Source organism: Marinobacter sp. B-12 (genome assembly GCF_056857915.1).
This window is the reverse complement of the sequence record NZ_JBSXOB010000063.1, coordinates 125,397-143,715: the sequence shown is the minus strand read 5'-3', so window position 1 is coordinate 143,715 and position 18,319 is coordinate 125,397. Positions and strand designations below refer to the sequence as shown.

Genomic DNA, 18,319 nt, shown 5'->3' with positions numbered 1-18,319 from the left:
ACTCTCCTCAGAACCGCTTCGACACGTCTACAACTACCCGATGCCTGGCGTCATCTGCGTCCTCGCCGTAGGCATCTCCTGGCATGAACACGCCACCACGCAAACGGACATCAAATGCTGCCCAGGAGGTTGAAGCACTGTCACCGTAGTAGCCCAATACCAGATCCGCTGATTGGCCCAGGTCATCACTGCTGCCGGTAAAGCCCGGCTCGACCAGGTCGGAGCGCACGGCGCCGTTCTCATCACTCAGCCAATAACGGTGATACAGCAGGTTGGCGTCCCAGGTGTCGCGGTCAGAGAGCGCGGTATACAGCGTGAATACTTTCAGGTTGGTCCATTCCGGCTGAATGGCCTCGCCAAAGCGCTGAACCTGGGAACGGGTGCCGGTGAACCGAGAGCGGTTGCTTTCCAGACTGGTTTGCCGGAACGCGTCACTCTCTCCGGTCTCACCGCCACCGGAAGCAATCGCACCGTGAGCGCCAATCACCAAGCGTGGCGTATCCATCAACTGGGCACGCGCACCAAGGTCCGCGGCCCAACCGGACACGTCTCGATCACGGGCGCCGAAACCACTGGGAGTACTGGCATCTGCCCCCACCACCGTGTCCGTGCCATTCACCGCCGCCACCGAGGCGAAGTACTGGAACGCATCATGGGAATGCCAATCGAAATAACTTCGGTCGGCCTGAATGGCCGTCCAGGTCAGCGAATCGGTAAAACTGTCATCCAGGGTCTGGCCGCGTGCCGCGTACTCGTCGGCCCGATCGCCATAGCCCTGCCCGTGTGTGGCCAGAAATCCCAGATAATGCCCTTTACGCCATTGCCAGCGTGTGTGGGCAAAAAAGCGAGCGATGTCCTGTTCTTCGTCCTGAGGTTCGTTGTTGTCAGTCCGAAACTCGGCGAGCTTCTGAGCAACACCCACCGTGGTGTCAAGCAGCGACGTGTTGAAGATCCAGCGTGTGAGGGTGATATCGTCATCCCACCACATGCCGCTGTTTTCCTTGAGGCGCTCACGGCCAAAGCGAATCGACTCGCCGGGATAGTCGCTCAGGCCGTTGTAATCCAGCCAGGCCTCCCGGAGTGCAAAAAAGCCGTCGGTGGCGGTGCCGCCGATCTCATCGCTGACGTCCACCTGACCGGTTGCGCCAAACGCCTGGAGGCGCAATTTTGAGCGCCAGTGAGGGGACAACTGCCAGACCCACTCGGGTTTGATATCAAGACCCGCTTCGTTGGATTTGGTCTCGCCATTGGCACCCAACCCGAGTCGTCGATCGCCTTCGCTGATGAGGCTGAGCTTTGACCTCACGCTCTGTTCAATCAGGCGCGGATAACTCTGGTTCGCGTCGGATTCTGCCGTTGACTGTGCCAAGGCGGGCGACGCACCCAGCGAAGCCAGGCAACTGACAGAGAGTGCAAGTCGAGTTAATCGATAGTTCGTTATAAGCTGCATTGAGCTTATCCTCCTTGTTTCTTGGTCGTTGCCGGGCCTGAAGTACCTCCGGCGATCATCTGTCGCCGCGCGGCACGTTCCTGCCTGTACAGGGCCTCAGCTCTCTTTTCGGTGTGCTCTGGTAGCGACAGAACCATATCCACCATCAGTTCTTTGGCGCGCTCAACACCGCCCTCCACGGCCAACAACGCGAAACTCCACGCATAAACACGGTTCACCTCGATGCCTTTTGCCTCCCAGTAGAGTTCCGCGAGGGCGTAATCCGCCTTTGGAAAGCCTCGGCGTGCTGCCGTCAGAAGATGCTGCTTGGCCTTTTCCGGATCCGGCTCACCGAGGTAGCCACGCTTGTAGATGCGCCCGAGCAGGTATTCCGCTGACGGGTATTTTTCGCGTGCTTCCATGGCGTACTGAATCGCTTTTTTCGGATCGGTCGGCACAATGCGGCCTCGCTCATAGGCCCGGGCCAGTGACAGCGACGCTTTCAGATCACCGTTGGCCCGCGCCTCCCGAAGCATTTCAATGACGACCTCCGGCTCGGCGAGGTAGTTGTTCTCCATGATCAACTTGGCGCGCGCCGTCAGGGCGGGCACATAGTCAGGCGTCAACATCAGGTAGAGTTCGTTGGTGGCGGCCACCTGCTTTTGCGGGACCTCGTCGTCCGACAACCACCGTGCGAACAGGTACAGATCGCGATCTTCAATACTGCCCTGCTCCCAGGCCTGTTTGGCCCGGTCGACAAGCGCCTTCAAATCCTCACTTCGTCCGTCAACCAGATACACTCTGCCGAGCAGTTGGAAGCACTCCGGCTGAGCCTCTGCAATGGGTGCACACAGGCCTTCAACCTCGTCCGTGTGGCTGTCGAACTGGCCCGTCAGAAGGTAGTAACGGGCCAGCGCCACGTCGCCTTTCGGGTCGCCGGCGGCGCGGGCCTGCTGAATCAGCTCACGCGGTTTGGCATTGGGAAACTCTTTGGGAAAATGGATGTACAGGTTGATCAGCGGGATCAGCGCCGTCTTGTCACCTTCCGCAAGCGCTTTGCGAAGGTAGCGGGCGCCATTGGCCCGCTGCTCGGGGGTTTCCCCTTCCCGCGCATTCATCTTGCCTATGCGGATGGCGGCCCGTTCACTGCCCTGCTCCGCGGCCTTGCGGTACCAGTCCAGCGCCTGCTGGCGTGCTTCCGGTGTATCCTGCGCGCCGTAGAGATCCCCGAGCTCCACCTGGGCATCCGCCAGGCCAAACTTCGCCAGTTTTTCCAACTGCGCCCGGGCTTCCTTCACGTTACCTTCGGCTGCGGCCTTCTCTGCCCGCTGAATGTCAGGCAGATTGCCGCAACCAGACAGCACCAGGGTGAACAGACCGGCAATGCACGCTACTCGCATCATGCTCCGCAACTCCCTCAATCTTCCGAAAACCGTTCAACAACTTTCTGCATGCTCGGCATCCGGTACTGATCGACCCTGACACCTATGGGCCGCCCGATGGCTTCAATCGGCAGCGGTTCGGCGGATTCGATAGACGCACTGATAACGTCGATCAGCCCGCCCTGAGCCTGGGAGTTCACATACAGTGAGGTAATGTTCCCGGTCTGTTCCTGGCCATTGGGAAGCCGCAATATCACCTGCTGCCCTTCTTCCAGCTTTTCACCCTGGTCAAACGGGAAGTTGGCAACAACGTGGGCAGACGAGTCCATGGGCGCCATAACCGCAAGCTGCTCACCCTTGCTCATGTACTGATCTTCCGCCGGCCTCATGTTCACCACCTTGCAATCGCAGGGGCTGGTGATCGTTCCCCGAACCCGCTGGTCCAGCAATTCCTCAATCTGGCCGACGCTGTAGCTGCCCTCGCCAACCAGGTCGTTCACATAAGACATCATCGGCGCGTCAAAGGTGGCGACAGCTTCGCCCGCCTTAACCTCCTGCCCGGGCTTGACCAGCGTTGTAACCTTGGCGTCTTTGGGTATGCGTAAAGGAATCTGCTCTGATGCCACCATGGCGGATTCCGCCTTGGTCACGAAGTAGATATCCCAGAGTTCAGAGACAACGAAGCTGATCGCCATAAGACCGATAGCCATTACGATCAGGCTTCCAACCATGGCCCGGAGCTTGCCGAAGAACCCAAGATCATTGCTGCCCTTGCTTTTGCGGGCTTTGGTGAAGTTCTCTCGGGACAAGGTATTGAGGACATCCCCTGCCGAGATAACCTCCCCACTCAGGAAGGCGGTGATGAGATATCGCAGCACCGACACCTCGCGTGCGCCAAGGTCCTGGAACTGACACCCACAGCGATCATTCATGGAATCAAAACTGCGCGGCACGAAATTCACGTCGACGGCAAAATCGAAACCATCGACCTTGAATATCAACCGGCCGTTGTATAACCGGCCATTTCGGAACGACTCAACGCCAGTGTTCACACTGAACCCTCCAGCCGACAAATCAGCCACTGGAAACTTGTGAGTCGTGCCATCCAGATTCACAAACAACTTGGCCGGAATGCGTACCCGGGCATACTGTCGCTGTGCTTCGGATTCATGGACAAATTGCGGTGCAACTGCTGCCGTATTCATTGCTCTGGCCCTTGTGTTTTCTTCATTCGATGATGGGTGTACATGGAAAAATCTCCGTTTGCGCTATACCAGCTTCATAACCAACGCCAGGAAAACGCTGGCTGCAGAAAAGGTCATTACCCGTGACGACCAGCGATTCATGCGTTGCTGGAACGAAGCGTTATTGGCGCTGAATCGGGTTTTCTGACGTGTCCACGACTGTCGATCGAGCCGGAAAAAGACATAGATTTTCACCAGCGACCCGAAAATCTGGTTGAAATACAAAATGCACGGATAGGCTGGCCCGACCGAGTGCCCAGTGGTGATGAGCAGCAGGGTCAGCAACAAGCGGGTAAGTCCGATCCACAACAGGTAGGCCACCAGCACAATGCCGGAGTACTTGATGGCTGCGACAATAGCGGCTGTCAGCCCCAGGATGCTGGTCCACATCGAAATGCGCTGGTCAAACAGGATGTACCAGGTGAACCAGCCAAGGCGCCGGGGGCCGAGCTTGGTCGCACGTGAGTTCTGACGCAGCGAGTTGCCATACCAGCGAAACATGAGCTGACGGGCAGAACGGATGAAACTGGGGTCAGGCGGGTGTTCGACCGTACGAATGGTCGCGTCCGGCACGTAGAAGGTGTCGTAACCCAGGCGCATCATGCTGAACCAGCTGGACTTGTCATCGCCGGTCAGAAAGCGGAACTCACCAAGGCGCCAGTGCTTCAGGGAGTCGTACTCCACGTCACTGATGAACTCCGGGCGCGTAACCACACTTGCGCGGAACACCGACATTCGGCCCGTGAGGGTCAGAACCCGATACGACAGCCCCATCGAACACATATTCATGTGCCGCTGGGCAAATCTCAGCTTGTGCCACTCCGACATCAGATAACTGCCGCGCACTTCGCAAAACTCGTTGGTAGTCAGCGCGCCGATGTTCGGCATCAACCGGAAGTAGGGTGCGGTTTTACGCACCACGCCCGGTTCCAGCACGGTATCGCCGTCCACTACCGCCACCACGGCATTCTCGTCAGGCAGGTCCCGTGAAATAGCGCGAAAGCCGTAAGCCAACCCATCCCGCTTGCCGGTCCCAGGAATGCGCACAATCTTGAGCTTAATGTGGCGGGGCGGGTCCAGCTTGCGCCACATTGTCCGCATCAGCATTTCATCGGAAAGCTCGACCACCGAGGCCACCACCGTCGTTGGCCAACCACACTCAACCGCTTCCCGGATAATCGAGTCGTACACCATGGCGGTGGTGCCGGCATCGATACGGAAACTGGTCACCATCAGATAAACATGGGAGGGAGCGGCATCATCGCCCAACGCCTGTGCCCGGCGCCGAATCCCCGGAAATGCCCATTTAAGGAAATACATCGCACGCAGAAAGTGGGTAAATCCAACGGAGTACCGCCAGATACCAATCACCCCGATGACCAGAAGGAAGTGGGCGCCGCCCCTCACCGTATAGGTGGTGGGCAGAGAGATCGCCAACGCTCCGAGTACGGAGAGAAAAAGCAACCAGCCGCCTGTTCTGGACACTGTGTTGTCTGAGATATAAGACATGCCGTCCGTTCCTGAAATAACATTCCGTGCGTTTTCTGAACGTGACGCCCCACCCCAACAGGGCATCAGAGCGTCACGCATGGAGGTGAAGGCCTACCAGCAGATGCCTTCCAGCACCTCGGTACTTGTGGTCTTCATGAACCCCACAAGATCGATCACCCGCTTGCCGTCAGGAACTTCAGAAATCACCGTTTCGAAGAGCTCGTCATTGTTGCCGACCACGATCACGTCCGCGTGATCAATCACGCCACGCAAGTCGCTGTGCATCAGGTTCGAAAGGTGCGGGATTTTCTGGTTGATGTACTCACGGTTGGCACCGTGCGTTCGGGCGTAATCCACATTGCGGTCGAAAATCTGCAGGTCATAACCCTTGCCGATCAGCATCTCGGCCAGTTCCACCAGCGGGCTTTCCCGCAGATCGTCGGTGTTGGACTTGAAACTCAGGCCGAGCATGCTCACCTTGCGGCAGCCATAGCCGGTCAGGATCTTGAACGCGTGGGCAACCTGCTCATTGTTGCTGCTCATGATGGAGCTCAGCAGTGGGTGCTTCACGTCCATCTGATTGGCCCGATAAGTCAGTGCCCGCACGTCTTTGGGCAGGCAGGAACCGCCGAAGGCGAAGCCCGGGCGCATGTAATAGCGTGAGATGTTCAGCTTCTTGTCCTGGCAGACAACGTCCATGACATCCCGGCCGTCCACGCCCATCGACTTGGCAATATTGCCGATCTCGTTGGCGAAGCTGACTTTGGTCGCGTGCCAGATATTGCAGGTGTACTTGATCATCTCCGCCACCTCGATGGGCTTGCGGATGATGGGTGCATCAAGGTCTTCGTATATCTTCGCCAGGAACTCGCCGGAGCGCTCGTCGAGTTCACCAATGACCGTCATCGGAGGGTGATCGTAATCCTTGATCGCCGTGCTTTCACGAAGGAACTCGGGGTTCACACACACACCGAAATCGACGCCGGCGCGTTTTCCCGACGCCTTCTCCAGAGCAGGGATGACCACTTCACGAACCGTTCCCGGCAGGACCGTGCTGCGAACCGCTACCAGGTGCCAGTCACCCTTGTCTTTCAAGGCATTGCCGATGTCGCTACACACTTTTTCGACAAACTGCAGATCAAGATTGCCATTCGGCTTACTGGGCGTGCCCACACAGATCATCGACAGCTCACTCTCCTGAACTGCGATGTGACCGTCGGTCACACCGTTGATGAACCCATTCTCGCGCCCGCTTCGGAGCAACTCCTCCAGCCCCGGCTCCACAATGGGAGACCTGCCGCTGTTGATCAGATCAATTTTGATGGGCGACACATCCACACCGACTACGTGATGCCCCCGCTGGGCCAGACTGGCGGTACACACCGCCCCGACATAGCCCAAACCAAAAATACTGACTCGCATATCCTTTACTCCCCTGACTGTCATCCAGCGACTCCCGCCCGGAAGCCACCATGAATCCAACGACTGACTACTGGTTGACTGGTGACACTCAAAAGGCTCTGAACGGCAACCCCGCAACCGGGAAAGAGATTCTTTTTTGAACTTTCTCCCGATACCGATGTCCACTAACGAACAGACAAGCTCAACAAAGAAAACGTCGGCCTGATACACCTTTTGAGTATCCAGTTTGAGTTGGGGGAACACGAAGACGGACAAATCACCGGCAAGCGATCCACGCCGTCCACAGCGTTCCAACAGCCAGAAAGCTATCGTAAAGAAACGTTAAATACCTGTTACGAAAAGATAATTCCGGGTACAGGTAGGGGATACATGTCGCTATCTTCGGTGTGCATTAGTCGAATACAGACAAAACCTAGTCGACTGAGAACGCAGAAAAAATGAGAAAGGAGATCTTCAGGACATGCACCTGTAAGGCGCAAATTAGAGGAAGGAATGCATTTTTCTATTTCGTAATCGCAAAAAAACAAAAATCGATATTATAAAATCGAATCAAACGCGATTTTTTCGTATGGAACCCATTTGATCACCCCGTCGTTATACAGGGTCGTATCGAGAAAAATACCGCTCAAAAACAGTGAAACTCAGCCGATCACCGACTGAGCTCCACCACTGAATCTCACCACTTAGCCTTACCAAAGAGACGAGATTGGTGTTAACGCGCCGCTGCTTTATTTAGGCGCCATGCGCAGCGCACAGTCCAGGCGAATAACCTCACCGTTGAGGATGGGGTTGCGCACCATCTGATCCACCAGCATGCCAAACTCTTCGGCCTTGCCCAATCGCTTGGGGAAAGGCAGCGTGGCAGCGAGGCTGTCCTGCACTTCCTGCGGCATGCCCGCCATCATCGGCGTCATGAAAATCCCCGGAGCAATGGTGTTGACCCGAATCCCCTCCCGCGCAAGCTCGCGGGCGGCCTGAAGTGTCAGCGACACCACACCGCCCTTCGACGCACTGTAGGCTGCCTGGCCAATCTGCCCCTCGTACGCCGCCACAGACGCCGTGTTGATAATCACACCCCGCTCACCGTCAGCATTGGGTTCCCGCTGCGCCATATCGGCCGCGGCAAGACGCAGAATGTTGAAGGAGCCAATCAGGTTGACCTGAACCACCTTGCTGAACGCCTCCAACGGCATCACACCGTCCCGGCCCAGGATCTTTGCGGCCGGGGCAATGCCCGCGCAGCTGACCGCCACGCCACAGGGCCCATGAGCCTTACGGGCTTCGCTGAACGCAGCTTCGGCACTCTCAGAAGACGTAACATCGCAGTAGATAAAGACGCCGCCGATGTCTTCCGCCACTTTTCTACCCTGCTCCTCCTGAACATCCAGAATCGCCACACGGCACCCGGCTGCCGCCAGGGCGCGCGCTGATCCCTCGCCCAAGCCCGATGCACCGCCTGTTACAATCGCCGCCACATTTTTGAATTCCATTATTCACTCCTGTTTCACATATCTGTTGGTTGAAATTGGACTCTAAAAATACTTTACGTTTACGTAAACTTTATCTAACCTAAGTCTAAAAAGGAAATCTCTATGGACATCAAGAAAACTTACAGCATCAGCGAGCTGGCCAAAGAGTTCGACGTGACTACACGAAGCGTACGCTTCTACGAAGATCAGGGTCTACTGCACCCCACCCGGCGCGGTCAGACCCGAATATTCAGCTCGAAGGACCGGGTGCGGCTGAAGCTGATCCTCCGGGGCAAACGCATGGGCTTTTCCCTGTCGGAAACCAAGGAGCTTTTTGACCTGTGGGACGAAACCCTCAGTGGCAACGAGAAACAGCTTCTTCTGATGCTGGACACTCTGGCCCGCAAAAGGGCGCAACTGGAGCAACAGAAAAACGACATTGCCCAGGCGGAAATGGAAATGGACACCGCAGAAGCACGATGCCGCGAGGCCCTTGCTGACCTGCAAGCGCGAAAGCGTAAACAGACGAAGGCCACCACCAAAGAGCCTGAATCGATAGATCAGAAATAACGGGAAGACCAAAAGGTAGCCAACAATGAAATCACAATACTCAGAGTTCAACTTCGGCCTCGGCGAAACCCTGGACATGCTGCGTGAGCAGATCAACGGCTTCGCCGCCAGTGAAATCGCCCCCCGCGCCGAAGCCATCGACCATGACAACCTGTTCCCCAATGACCTGTGGAAAAAGTTCGGTGACATGGGCCTGCTGGGTATTACCGTTGACGAAGCCTACGGCGGCTCCGGCATGGGCTACCTGGCACACGTCATCGCCATGGAAGAAATCAGTCGTGCCTCCGCTTCCGTGGGGCTCTCCTACGGCGCGCACTCCAACCTGTGCGTTAACCAGATCAACCGCAACGGCTCCGACGAGCAGAAAGAGAAATACCTGCCCAAGCTCATCAGCGGTGAACACATCGGCGCCCTGGCCATGTCCGAACCCAACGCCGGTTCCGACGTCGTCTCCATGAAACTGTCCGCCAAAGACGCCGGCGACCACTATGTGCTCAACGGCAGCAAAATGTGGATCACCAACGGCCCCGACGCCAACGTCTACGTCATCTACGCCAAAACCGACCCGTCCGCCGGCCCGCGTGGCATCACCGCCTTCATCGTCGAACGCGACACCCCGGGATTCAGCCAGGCCCAGAAGCTCGACAAACTCGGTATGCGCGGCTCCAACACCTGTGAGCTGGTGTTCGAAGACGCCAAGGTGCCCAAGGAAAACGTCATGGGCGGCGAAGGCAACGGCGCCAAAGTGCTGATGAGCGGCCTCGACTACGAACGCCTCGTCCTCTCCGGCGGCCCGCTGGGCATTATGCAGGCCGCTATGGACGTGGTCGTACCCTATATCCGCGAACGTAAGCAGTTCGGCCAGGCCATCGGTGAATTCGAACTGGTGCAGGGCAAAGTCGCCGATATGTACACCTGGATGAACACCGCCAAATCCTACGTCTACATGGTCGCCATGTCCGCGGACCGCGGCAACACCACAAGAAAAGACGCCGCCGGTGCCATCCTCTACTCCGCCGAAATGGCCACCAAGCTGGCGCTGGACGCCATCCAGTTGCTGGGCGGTAACGGCTACATCAACGAGTATCCGACAGGCCGTTTGCTGCGGGACGCCAAGCTCTACGAAATCGGCGCCGGCACGTCTGAAATCCGCCGGATGCTGATTGGTCGGGAGTTGTATCTCAACAACTAGGCCTTCTGTCTCCGGTGGAGGCGGTTGGCCGGGCAGGGCTTTCGGGAACCGCTACGGGCACATCCATGTGCGCTTGACGTAGGCCATCCTTGGCCTACGACATTCCCGAAAGCCCTACCCGGCCAACCGCCCGAACTTGGGTAGTTGCCCTCAAACAGAAGTACAAAGAGCGGATAGCAACCAAATTCAGACGAGGGTCTGGTGGCATGGCGATCCGGGACCGTAAAAAACAGGGATGTTTTTTACGAGCCTACAGGGACGTATTCACGGCGTGTCCCGGAGCGCCATGCCACCAGACCCGACGCACGGACTCAGACACACGGACTAAAATGCTATGACGGTACTCCAAAGCAAAGTTAACCCACGGTCCGAAGAATTCCAGGCCAACCAGGAATCCATGGCCAAAGCCGTGGCCGACCTGCGGGACAAAGTAGCGACTATTCAGCAAGGCGGCGGCCCCTCATACCAGGAACGCCACATCGCCCGCGGCAAACTGCTCCCGAGAGAGCGCATCAACCGCCTGTTGGACGACGGCAGCCCCTTCCTGGAAGTGGGCCAGTTCGCCGCCTACAACGTCTACGATGAAGAAGTGCCCGCTGCGGGCGTGGTCGCCGGCGTGGGCCGCGTCTCCGGCACCGAATGCATGATCATCGCCAACGACGCCACCGTTAAAGGCGGCAGCTACTACCCGCTGACCGTCAAAAAGCACCTGCGCGCCCAGGAAATCGCCCTGCAGAACCGCCTGCCCTGCATCTACCTGGTGGACTCCGGCGGTGCCAACCTGCCCCGGCAGGACGACGTCTTCCCGGACCGCGACCACTTCGGCCGCATCTTCTACAACCAGGCCCGCATGTCCGCCGACGACATCCCCCAGATCGCCGTCGTCATGGGCCTGTGCACCGCCGGCGGTGCCTACGTACCCGCCATGGCCGACGAATCCATCATCGTGCGCAACCAGGGCACCATCTTCCTGGCCGGCCCACCGCTGGTGAAAGCCGCCACCGGTGAAGTCGTCAGCGCCGAAGATCTCGGTGGCGCCGACGTGCACTGCAAAGTCTCCGGCGTGGCAGACCATTACGCTGAAAACGACGCCCACGCCCTGGAAATCGCCCGGCGCTGCATCTCCAACCTTAACCGCCGCAAACCGGCGGACGTGGAAATCCGCAAGCCCAAAGCGCCGCTGTTCAATGCCGAGGAAATCTACGGCATCGTCGGCACCGACCTGCGCAAACAGTTCGACGTGCGCGACGTCATCGCCCGCATCGTCGACGGCTCCGAATTTGACGAGTTCAAACGCTACTACGGCCAGACCCTCGTCACCGGCTTTGCCCATATCCACGGCTACCCGGTGGGCATCATCGCCAACAACGGCATCCTGTTCAGTGAATCCGCCCAGAAAGGCGCGCACTTCATTGAACTGTGCTGCCAGCGCAACATCCCGCTGCTGTTCCTGCAGAACATCACCGGCTTCATGGTCGGGCAGAAACACGAATCCGAAGGCATCGCCAAGCACGGCGCCAAAATGGTCATGGCCGTGGCCTGTGCCGAAGTGCCCAAGATCACCGTACTGATCGGCGGCAGCTTTGGTGCTGGTAACTACGGCATGTGCGGCCGAGCCTACAGCCCCGACTTCCTGTGGATGTGGCCCAACGCCCGCATCTCCGTGATGGGCGGCGAACAGGCCGCCGGCGTACTCGCCACCGTCAAGCGCGAGGGCATGGAGCGCAAAGGCCAGGAGTGGAGCAGCGAGGAAGAGGCCGAGTTCAAGAAGCCCATCGTCGACTCCTACGAACACCAGGGCCATCCCTACTACGCCAGCGCCCGCCTGTGGGACGACGGCGTAATCGACCCGGCCCAGACCCGGGAAGTGGTTGCCCTCAGCCTGTCCGCCACCCTTAACCGCCCGGCCAAGCCAACACGCTTCGGCGTGTTCCGGATGTAATCGGGGAGACCGACATGACAGACAACGAATCCGCAGTCCTGCTCAGACAACGGTCTGAAGGCATTGCCGAGGTGGTTCTCAACCGCCCGGACAAGCGCAACGCCTTCGACGACGTAATCATCCAGCAGCTGATCACCGCACTGGAGAACGTCGACGCCGACGACAACACCAACATCGTCATCCTGCGCTCCGAGGGCAAACACTTCTCGGCCGGGGCCGATCTTGGCTGGATGCGCCGCATGGCGGACAACACCCGTCAGGAAAACCTCGACGACTCGCGGGAACTGGCGCGGCTGATGAACGTGCTTAACCACCTCTCCAAGCCGGTGATCGGCCTGGTTCAGGGTGCTGCATTCGGCGGCGCCGTCGGCCTCGCGGCCTGCTGCGACATCGTCATCGCCACGGAAAAATCCAGTTTCTGCCTGAGCGAAGTCAAACTCGGCCTGATACCGGCCGTGATCAGCCCTTACGTGGTACGCGCCATCGGCGAGCGCCAGGCCCGCCGTTACTTCCTGTCCGCCGAAGTGTTTACCGCAACGCAGGCGCAGGAATACGGCCTGGTGCACATCGTCTGTGACGATGTTGAGGCCATGGACGCACGCTGCAACGAGATGCTGCAGCAACTGGCCATCAACGGCCCAGAGGCCATGAAAGCGGCGAAAGACCTGATATTCGCCGTCAGCCACAAGCCGATCAGCGCCGATGTGATCGACGATACCGCACAACGCATTGCCGACATCCGGGTGGGTGCCGAAGGGCAGGAAGGGCTCAGCGCCTTCCTGAACAAACGCAAGGCCAACTGGGTTCCGGAGGAATAACAACTATGTTCAGCAAAATCCTGATCGCCAACCGGGGCGAAATCGCCTGCCGGATCATACAGACCGCCCACCGCATGGGCATTCGCGTGGTCGCCGTCTACTCTGACGCCGACGCCGACGCGCGCCATGTCGCCATGGCGGACGAAGCCTTCAACATCGGCCCCGCCGCCAGTTCCGAGAGCTACCTGAAAGCCGACAAGATCATTGAAGTGGCGAAAGAAAGCGGCGCCCAGGCGGTTCACCCGGGCTACGGGTTTCTTTCCGAGAACACCCAGTTCGCCGAGGCCTGCGAAGCCAACAACATCGTGTTCATTGGCCCGCCCTCCTCGGCTATTGCCGCGATGGGCTCCAAGTCCGCCGCCAAGGCCATCATGGAAAAAGCCGGCGTGCCCCTGGTGCCGGGTTACCACGGCGACGACCAGTCCCCGGAAACGCTCCGTAAAGAAGCCGAAAAATGCGGCTTCCCGCTGCTGCTGAAAGCCGTCGCCGGCGGTGGCGGCAAAGGCATGCGTGTGGTCGAGCGCATGGAAGACTTTGACGAGGCCCTGGCCGCCGCCAAGCGGGAATCGAAAAACGCCTTCGGCAACCCGGACATGCTCATCGAACGCTACCTGACCCAGCCACGGCACGTGGAAATCCAGGTGTTCTGTGACAAGAGCGGCAAGGGTGTGTACCTGGCCGAGCGCGACTGTTCGGTTCAGCGTCGCCACCAGAAAGTGCTGGAAGAAGCCCCCGCCCCGGGCCTGAGCGAAGACACCCGCAAAGCCATGGGCGAAGCCGCGGTCAAAGCTGCCCAGGCCATTGATTACGTCGGTGCCGGCACCGTTGAATTCCTCTACGACGTTGACGGTTCCTTCTTCTTTATGGAAATGAACACCCGCCTGCAGGTGGAGCACCCGGTCACCGAAATGGTCACCGGCCAGGATCTGGTGGAATGGCAATTGAAAGTGGCCTGGGGCGACCCGCTGCCGCTGGAACAGGCCCAGGTAAAAACCCGGGGCCACGCCCTGGAAGCGCGCATCTACGCCGAAGACCCGGACCAGGACTTCCTGCCCGCCACTGGCAACCTGCGTTACCTGAGCACGCCCGATGAAAGCGCCCACGTGCGGGTGGATACCGGCGTCACCGAAGGCGACGACATCAGCATCCACTACGACCCGATGATCGCGAAACTGATCGTGTGGGACGAAACCCGGGACCAGGCCATCAACCGCATGGTGCAAGCCCTGGAGCACTACCGTATCGCCGGCGTGAAAACCAACATCCGCTTCCTCCACGCCCTGGCAGACGCCCAGCCGTTCCGGGAAGCGGATCTGACCACCGGCTTTATCGAAGACCACCGCGAACTGCTGTTCCCGAAATCCCGGCTGGACACCCACAAAGCCCTGGTACTGGCTGCCGGCTTTGTGCTGGAGCAGCGCAAGTCCCGGGAAGTCATCAGCACCGATCCCTGGTCGCCGTTCGGCCGCCAGAACAGCTGGCGCATGAACTCGGAATACGCCCAGCCCCTGCAACTGCAGGTGGGTGAGGATATCCACGAACTCAAAGTGCTGGAACGGGACGACCGCTATCAGGTATTCGTGGGCGACAGCGTCTACAACCTGACGGCGAAGCTGGACGACGACTACCTGCAGGCGGTCATCAACGGCCACCGCATCAGCGTTCACGGCAACCTGCACAACGATCAACTGGTGCTCTTCTACGAAGGCGACACCTTCCAGTGCATCCTCTACCGCGAAACCTACGGCTTCGAGGAAATGGCCGGTGAAGGCAGCCTGGCCGCGCCCATGAACGGCGCCATCGTGGCGGTACAGACCAAGGTGGGCGACACCGTGACCGCCGGCCAGAGCCTGGTGATCATGGAAGCCATGAAAATGGAACACGCCATCAAGGCCCCGGCCGACGGCGTGGTGACCGACATCTTCTTCGCCGAAGGCGACCAGGTGTCCGAAGGCGCTGAACTGATCGCCATCGAAGTCACCGACGAGGAGGAGGCAAGCTAATGGCCTTTCCGAAACAGGTAAGACTGGTTGAAATGAGCCCCCGGGACGGCCTTCAGAACGAACCCGGCCCGGTGATCGACACCGCCATCAAAACCGGCCTGATCGACCGGCTGGCCGACTGTGGCCTCAACCACATCGAATCCGCCAGCTTCGTGTCGCCGAAATGGGTGCCACAAATGGGCGACGCCGCCGAGGTGATGGCGGGCATCAAGCGTAAAGCCGGTGTGCGCTATTCCGTGCTCACCCCCAACCTCAGGGGCTTCGAAAACGCCCTGGCGGCCGGGGTGGACGAAGTCGCCGTGTTCGGGGCTGCGTCGGAATCCTTCAGCCAGAAAAACATCAACTGCTCCATCGCCGAAAGCCTCGAACGCTTCCTGCCGGTAATGGAAGCCGCCAAACAGCACCACATCCCGGTAAGGGGCTACGTCTCCACCGTGCTCGGCTGCCCCTACGAGGGCGACATCGCCCCCGAACAGGTCGCCAAAGTTGCCAAGGCCCTGGCCGAACTCGGCTGCTACGAAATCTCGCTCGGCGACACCATCGGCGTGGGCACCCCGCTGAAAGCCAAACGCATGCTCGAAGCCGTTGCCGCCGAAGTGCCGATTGAGAAACTGGCCGCCCACTTTCATGACACCTACGGCCAGGCACTGGCCAATCTGTACGCGGTGCTGGAAGAAGGCATCTCGGTGATTGATGCTTCCGTCGCCGGCCTCGGCGGCTGCCCCTACGCCAAAGGCGCTTCCGGCAACGTCGCCACGGAAGACGTGCTATACCTTCTGAACGGGTTGGGCATCAAGACCGGCGTCGATCTGGACAAATTAGTGGCAACCGGCGAATGGATCAGCGAACAGTTAAAACGCCACAACGGCTCAAAAGTCGGCCAGGCTCTCGGAGGAAATTGCGCATGAACCAGAACAACAACGTCGTCGCCCTGGATCTTCCGATCCCGGAGATCAAAGACATGCCGGAAGACACCCAGAAGTACTTCCAGATCTGCCAGGAAAAACTCGGCATGATCCCCAATGTGCTGACCGCCTACAGCCAGAACCTGAAGCAGCTCGAGGGCTTTACCCGCCTCTACAACGAGCTGATGCTCGGCGAGGGTGAACTCAGCAAACTGGAACGCGAGATGGTTGCTGTTGTGGTGTCCTCCGAGAACAAGTGCTTCTATTGCCTGGTGGCCCATGGCGCCGCCGTACGGGTACTGAGTGGCGATCCCCAACTGGGCGAGCACATGGTGATGAACTACCGCAGCGCCAAACTCGACAAGCGCCAGCGCGCCATGCTCGATTTCGCCTCGCACCTGACCCGCTCCCCGGCGACCGTTACTGAAGAACACACCCAGGCCCTGCGGGACACCGGCCTCAGCGACAGTGCCATCTGGGACCTGAGCAACCTGATTGGTTTCTACAACATGTCCAACCGGGTGGCCATCGCCAGCGATATGCAACCGAATCCTGAATATCACAACCAGAGCCGCTAGCAGGCTGATTCAAACCTGCAGCTTGCCCTCGACGACAACAACAATGGAGGCAGACACCATGAGCATGACTCTCCCCAGCTACACCAGCGGCACCTCCGAAGTACCCCTGCTGGGCATGACCATCGGCGCAATGCTCGACCGCACCGCCGAGAAATACCCGGATACCGAAGCCCTGGTCGCCCTGCACCAGGACATCCGCTGGACCTACAAGGAATTCGTCGAAAAGGTCAACGAAGCCGCCCGCGCCTTCATGGCCATCGGCGTCAAACGTGGCGACCGCGTGGGCATCTGGTCCCCCAACCGCTACGAGTGGACCGTCACCCAGTTCGCCACCGCCAAGGTGGGCGCCATCCTGGTCAACATCAACCCGGCTTACGGCGTGCATGAGCTGGACTACGCCATGAACCTGGCCGGCATCTCCGTACTGGTGACGGCAGACAGCTTCAAGGCCTCTGACTACCGCAAAATGGTCTACGACCTGGCCCCGGAACTGAAAGCCGCCGCCCCCGGCAAGCTCAAGGCCCAGAAAGTGCCCGAGCTGCGAGCCGTGATCAACCTGGACAAAGACAAGCACGACGGCATGTGGACCTGGGCCGAGTTCGTTGGCTTTGCCGGCGACGTCAGCCAGGAAGAACTGGACAAGGTACAGGGCCAACTGCAGTTCGATGACCCCATCAACATCCAGTTCACCTCCGGCACCACCGGCAACCCCAAGGGCGCCACCCTTACCCACCACAACATCCTCAACAACGGATACTTTGTGGCGGAGAGCCAACTGCTCACCGAGAAAGACCGCCTGGTAATCCCCGTGCCCCTGTACCATTGCTTCGGCATGGTGATGGGCAACCTGGGCTGCATCACCCACGGCGCCACCATGATCTACCCGGGTGAAGGCTTCGAGCCCAAATCCGTACTGCAGGCCGTGCACCAGGAAAAAGCCACCGCCCTGTACGGCGTGCCCACCATGTTCATCGCCGAACTGGCCGAGCCAGAGTTCGAAACCTACGACCTCTCCACCCTGCGCACCGGCATCATGGCCGGCTCCATCTGCCCGGCGGAGGTGATGAAAAAGGTCAACGGCAAGATGAACATGAAAGAAGTTCAGATCGCCTACGGCATGACCGAAACCAGCCCGGTTTCCACCCAGACCAGCTCACTCGACCCGTTCGAGAAACAGGTCACCACCGTGGGCCGCACCCAGCCCCACCTGGAAACCAAAATCGTCGACCCCGGCAACGGCAACGTCGTCCCACGCGGCGAAATCGGCGAACTGTGCACCCGTGGCTACAGCGTGATGCTGAAGTACTGGAACAACGAAGAGAAAACCAGTGAGGCCATCGACGGCGCCGGCTGGATGCACACCGGCGACCTGGCCACCATGGACGAAGACGGCTACATCCAGATCGTCGGCCGCATCAAGGACATGGTCATCCGCGGCGGCGAGAACATCTACCCGAAAGAAATCGAGGAATTCCTCTACACCCACCCCGCTATCGAGGAAGTGCAGGTGACCGGCATCCCCGATGACAAATACGGCGAAGAGCTGATCGCCTGGGTGAAGCTGAACCCGGATGCAGACCCGGTGACCGGCGACGAACTTCGGGAGTTCTGCAAAGGCAAGATTGCCCACTTCAAGATCCCCAGGAACTACAAGTTCGTGGATGAATTCCCGATGACCGTCACCGGGAAGATCCAGAAGTTCAAGATGCGGGAGATTTCGATTGAGGAGATGGGGTTGAAGAAGTAAGCGCCCCTCCCTTCTCTGATCCTACCTGCAGACCCCGGCCATGTGTCGGGGTTTGTCGTTTCCATGGCGGCGTTTCGGTGTACTTATTCACCACTCTGTTTCAGGCCATTTGGAACAGCAATAAAAG

The 18,319-nt window shown here is 59.0% G+C and carries 14 protein-coding genes; 8 read left to right on the top strand and 6 right to left on the bottom strand.

Annotation, left to right across the window (positions count from 1 at the left end; translation table 11 throughout):
- Nucleotides 1–7 precede the first annotated feature (7 nt).
- The 6 genes from AC13D2_RS18355 to AC13D2_RS18330 all read right to left on the bottom strand — a co-directional run bounded on the left by AC13D2_RS18355 (nt 8) and on the right by AC13D2_RS18330 (nt 8,458).
- Nucleotides 8–1,450: an alginate export family protein gene (locus AC13D2_RS18355; RefSeq protein WP_292049880.1), complete on the bottom strand. Its 1,443-nt coding sequence runs from the start codon at nt 1,448–1,450 to the stop codon at nt 8–10.
- A 5-nt stretch (nt 1,451–1,455) separates the two neighbouring features.
- Nucleotides 1,456–2,832, bottom strand: a complete 1,377-nt coding sequence (locus AC13D2_RS18350; protein WP_292049879.1) for a tetratricopeptide repeat protein — start codon at nt 2,830–2,832, stop codon at nt 1,456–1,458.
- A gap of 14 nt (nt 2,833–2,846) precedes the next feature.
- Nucleotides 2,847–4,016, bottom strand: coding sequence for an alginate biosynthesis protein Alg44 (locus AC13D2_RS18345; protein ID WP_292049878.1), 1,170 nt, complete (start codon nt 4,014–4,016; stop codon nt 2,847–2,849).
- A 63-nt stretch (nt 4,017–4,079) separates the two neighbouring features.
- Nucleotides 4,080–5,564 carry a glycosyltransferase family 2 protein gene (locus tag AC13D2_RS18340; RefSeq protein ID WP_292049877.1) on the bottom strand — a complete coding sequence of 495 codons (1,485 nt, stop codon included), beginning with the start codon at nt 5,562–5,564 and terminating at the stop codon, nt 4,080–4,082.
- Between the two features lie 93 nt (nt 5,565–5,657).
- Nucleotides 5,658–6,968 carry a nucleotide sugar dehydrogenase gene (locus tag AC13D2_RS18335; RefSeq protein ID WP_292049876.1) on the bottom strand — a complete coding sequence of 437 codons (1,311 nt, stop codon included), beginning with the start codon at nt 6,966–6,968 and terminating at the stop codon, nt 5,658–5,660.
- A 728-nt stretch (nt 6,969–7,696) separates the two neighbouring features.
- Nucleotides 7,697–8,458: an SDR family NAD(P)-dependent oxidoreductase gene (locus tag AC13D2_RS18330; protein ID WP_007153315.1), complete on the bottom strand. Its 762-nt coding sequence runs from the start codon at nt 8,456–8,458 to the stop codon at nt 7,697–7,699.
- Between the two features lie 102 nt (nt 8,459–8,560).
- Between AC13D2_RS18330 and AC13D2_RS18325 the strand changes: the two genes are divergently transcribed.
- The 8 genes from AC13D2_RS18325 to AC13D2_RS18290 all read left to right on the top strand — a co-directional run bounded on the left by AC13D2_RS18325 (nt 8,561) and on the right by AC13D2_RS18290 (nt 18,192).
- The gene (locus tag AC13D2_RS18325) at nt 8,561–9,007 is read left to right on the top strand and encodes a MerR family transcriptional regulator (protein WP_292049875.1); all 447 of its coding nucleotides are present in this window, start codon (nt 8,561–8,563) and stop codon (nt 9,005–9,007) included.
- Nucleotides 9,008–9,032: 25 nt separating this feature from the next.
- A complete protein-coding gene (locus AC13D2_RS18320; RefSeq protein ID WP_292049874.1) occupies nt 9,033–10,199 on the top strand; it encodes an isovaleryl-CoA dehydrogenase in 1,167 nt (388 codons plus the stop codon).
- Between the two features lie 334 nt (nt 10,200–10,533).
- Complete coding sequence (locus AC13D2_RS18315) at nt 10,534–12,141, top strand: carboxyl transferase domain-containing protein (protein WP_292049873.1); 1,608 nt, start codon at nt 10,534–10,536, stop codon at nt 12,139–12,141.
- Nucleotides 12,142–12,155: 14 nt separating this feature from the next.
- Nucleotides 12,156–12,959 carry an enoyl-CoA hydratase-related protein gene (locus AC13D2_RS18310; protein WP_292049872.1) on the top strand — a complete coding sequence of 268 codons (804 nt, stop codon included), beginning with the start codon at nt 12,156–12,158 and terminating at the stop codon, nt 12,957–12,959.
- Between the two features lie 5 nt (nt 12,960–12,964).
- The gene (locus tag AC13D2_RS18305; RefSeq protein WP_292049871.1) at nt 12,965–14,962 is read left to right on the top strand and encodes an acetyl/propionyl/methylcrotonyl-CoA carboxylase subunit alpha; all 1,998 of its coding nucleotides are present in this window, start codon (nt 12,965–12,967) and stop codon (nt 14,960–14,962) included.
- A complete protein-coding gene (locus AC13D2_RS18300; RefSeq protein WP_292049870.1) occupies nt 14,962–15,870 on the top strand; it encodes a hydroxymethylglutaryl-CoA lyase in 909 nt (302 codons plus the stop codon). Before AC13D2_RS18305 ends, AC13D2_RS18300 begins: the two co-directional genes overlap by 1 nt.
- Complete coding sequence (locus AC13D2_RS18295; protein ID WP_300494410.1) at nt 15,867–16,445, top strand: peroxidase-related enzyme; 579 nt, start codon at nt 15,867–15,869, stop codon at nt 16,443–16,445. The genes AC13D2_RS18300 and AC13D2_RS18295 overlap by 4 nt, the downstream gene beginning before the upstream one ends.
- Nucleotides 16,446–16,509: 64 nt before the next feature.
- Entirely contained in the window at nt 16,510–18,192 is a 1,683-nt protein-coding gene (locus AC13D2_RS18290; protein ID WP_300494424.1) for an AMP-binding protein, read from the top strand.
- The last annotated feature ends 127 nt before the right edge of the window (nt 18,193–18,319 follow it).

Bases quoted from the DNA above. Each gene is read 5' to 3' on its own strand.
- AC13D2_RS18355 (WP_292049880.1), bottom strand. From the start codon at position 1,450: ATGCAGCTTATAACGAACTATCGATTAACTCGACTTGCACTCTCTGTC.
- AC13D2_RS18350 (WP_292049879.1), bottom strand. From the start codon at position 2,832: ATGATGCGAGTAGCGTGCATTGCCGGTCTGTTCACCCTGGTGCTGTCT.
- AC13D2_RS18345 (WP_292049878.1), bottom strand. From the start codon at position 4,016: ATGAATACGGCAGCAGTTGCACCGCAATTTGTCCATGAATCCGAAGCA.
- AC13D2_RS18340 (WP_292049877.1), bottom strand. From the start codon at position 5,564: ATGTCTTATATCTCAGACAACACAGTGTCCAGAACAGGCGGCTGGTTG.
- AC13D2_RS18335 (WP_292049876.1), bottom strand. From the start codon at position 6,968: ATGCGAGTCAGTATTTTTGGTTTGGGCTATGTCGGGGCGGTGTGTACC.
- AC13D2_RS18330 (WP_007153315.1), bottom strand. From the start codon at position 8,458: ATGGAATTCAAAAATGTGGCGGCGATTGTAACAGGCGGTGCATCGGGC.
- AC13D2_RS18325 (WP_292049875.1), top strand. From the start codon at position 8,561: ATGGACATCAAGAAAACTTACAGCATCAGCGAGCTGGCCAAAGAGTTC.
- AC13D2_RS18320 (WP_292049874.1), top strand. From the start codon at position 9,033: ATGAAATCACAATACTCAGAGTTCAACTTCGGCCTCGGCGAAACCCTG.
- AC13D2_RS18315 (WP_292049873.1), top strand. From the start codon at position 10,534: ATGACGGTACTCCAAAGCAAAGTTAACCCACGGTCCGAAGAATTCCAG.
- AC13D2_RS18310 (WP_292049872.1), top strand. From the start codon at position 12,156: ATGACAGACAACGAATCCGCAGTCCTGCTCAGACAACGGTCTGAAGGC.
- AC13D2_RS18305 (WP_292049871.1), top strand. From the start codon at position 12,965: ATGTTCAGCAAAATCCTGATCGCCAACCGGGGCGAAATCGCCTGCCGG.
- AC13D2_RS18300 (WP_292049870.1), top strand. From the start codon at position 14,962: ATGGCCTTTCCGAAACAGGTAAGACTGGTTGAAATGAGCCCCCGGGAC.
- AC13D2_RS18295 (WP_300494410.1), top strand. From the start codon at position 15,867: ATGAACCAGAACAACAACGTCGTCGCCCTGGATCTTCCGATCCCGGAG.
- AC13D2_RS18290 (WP_300494424.1), top strand. From the start codon at position 16,510: ATGACTCTCCCCAGCTACACCAGCGGCACCTCCGAAGTACCCCTGCTG.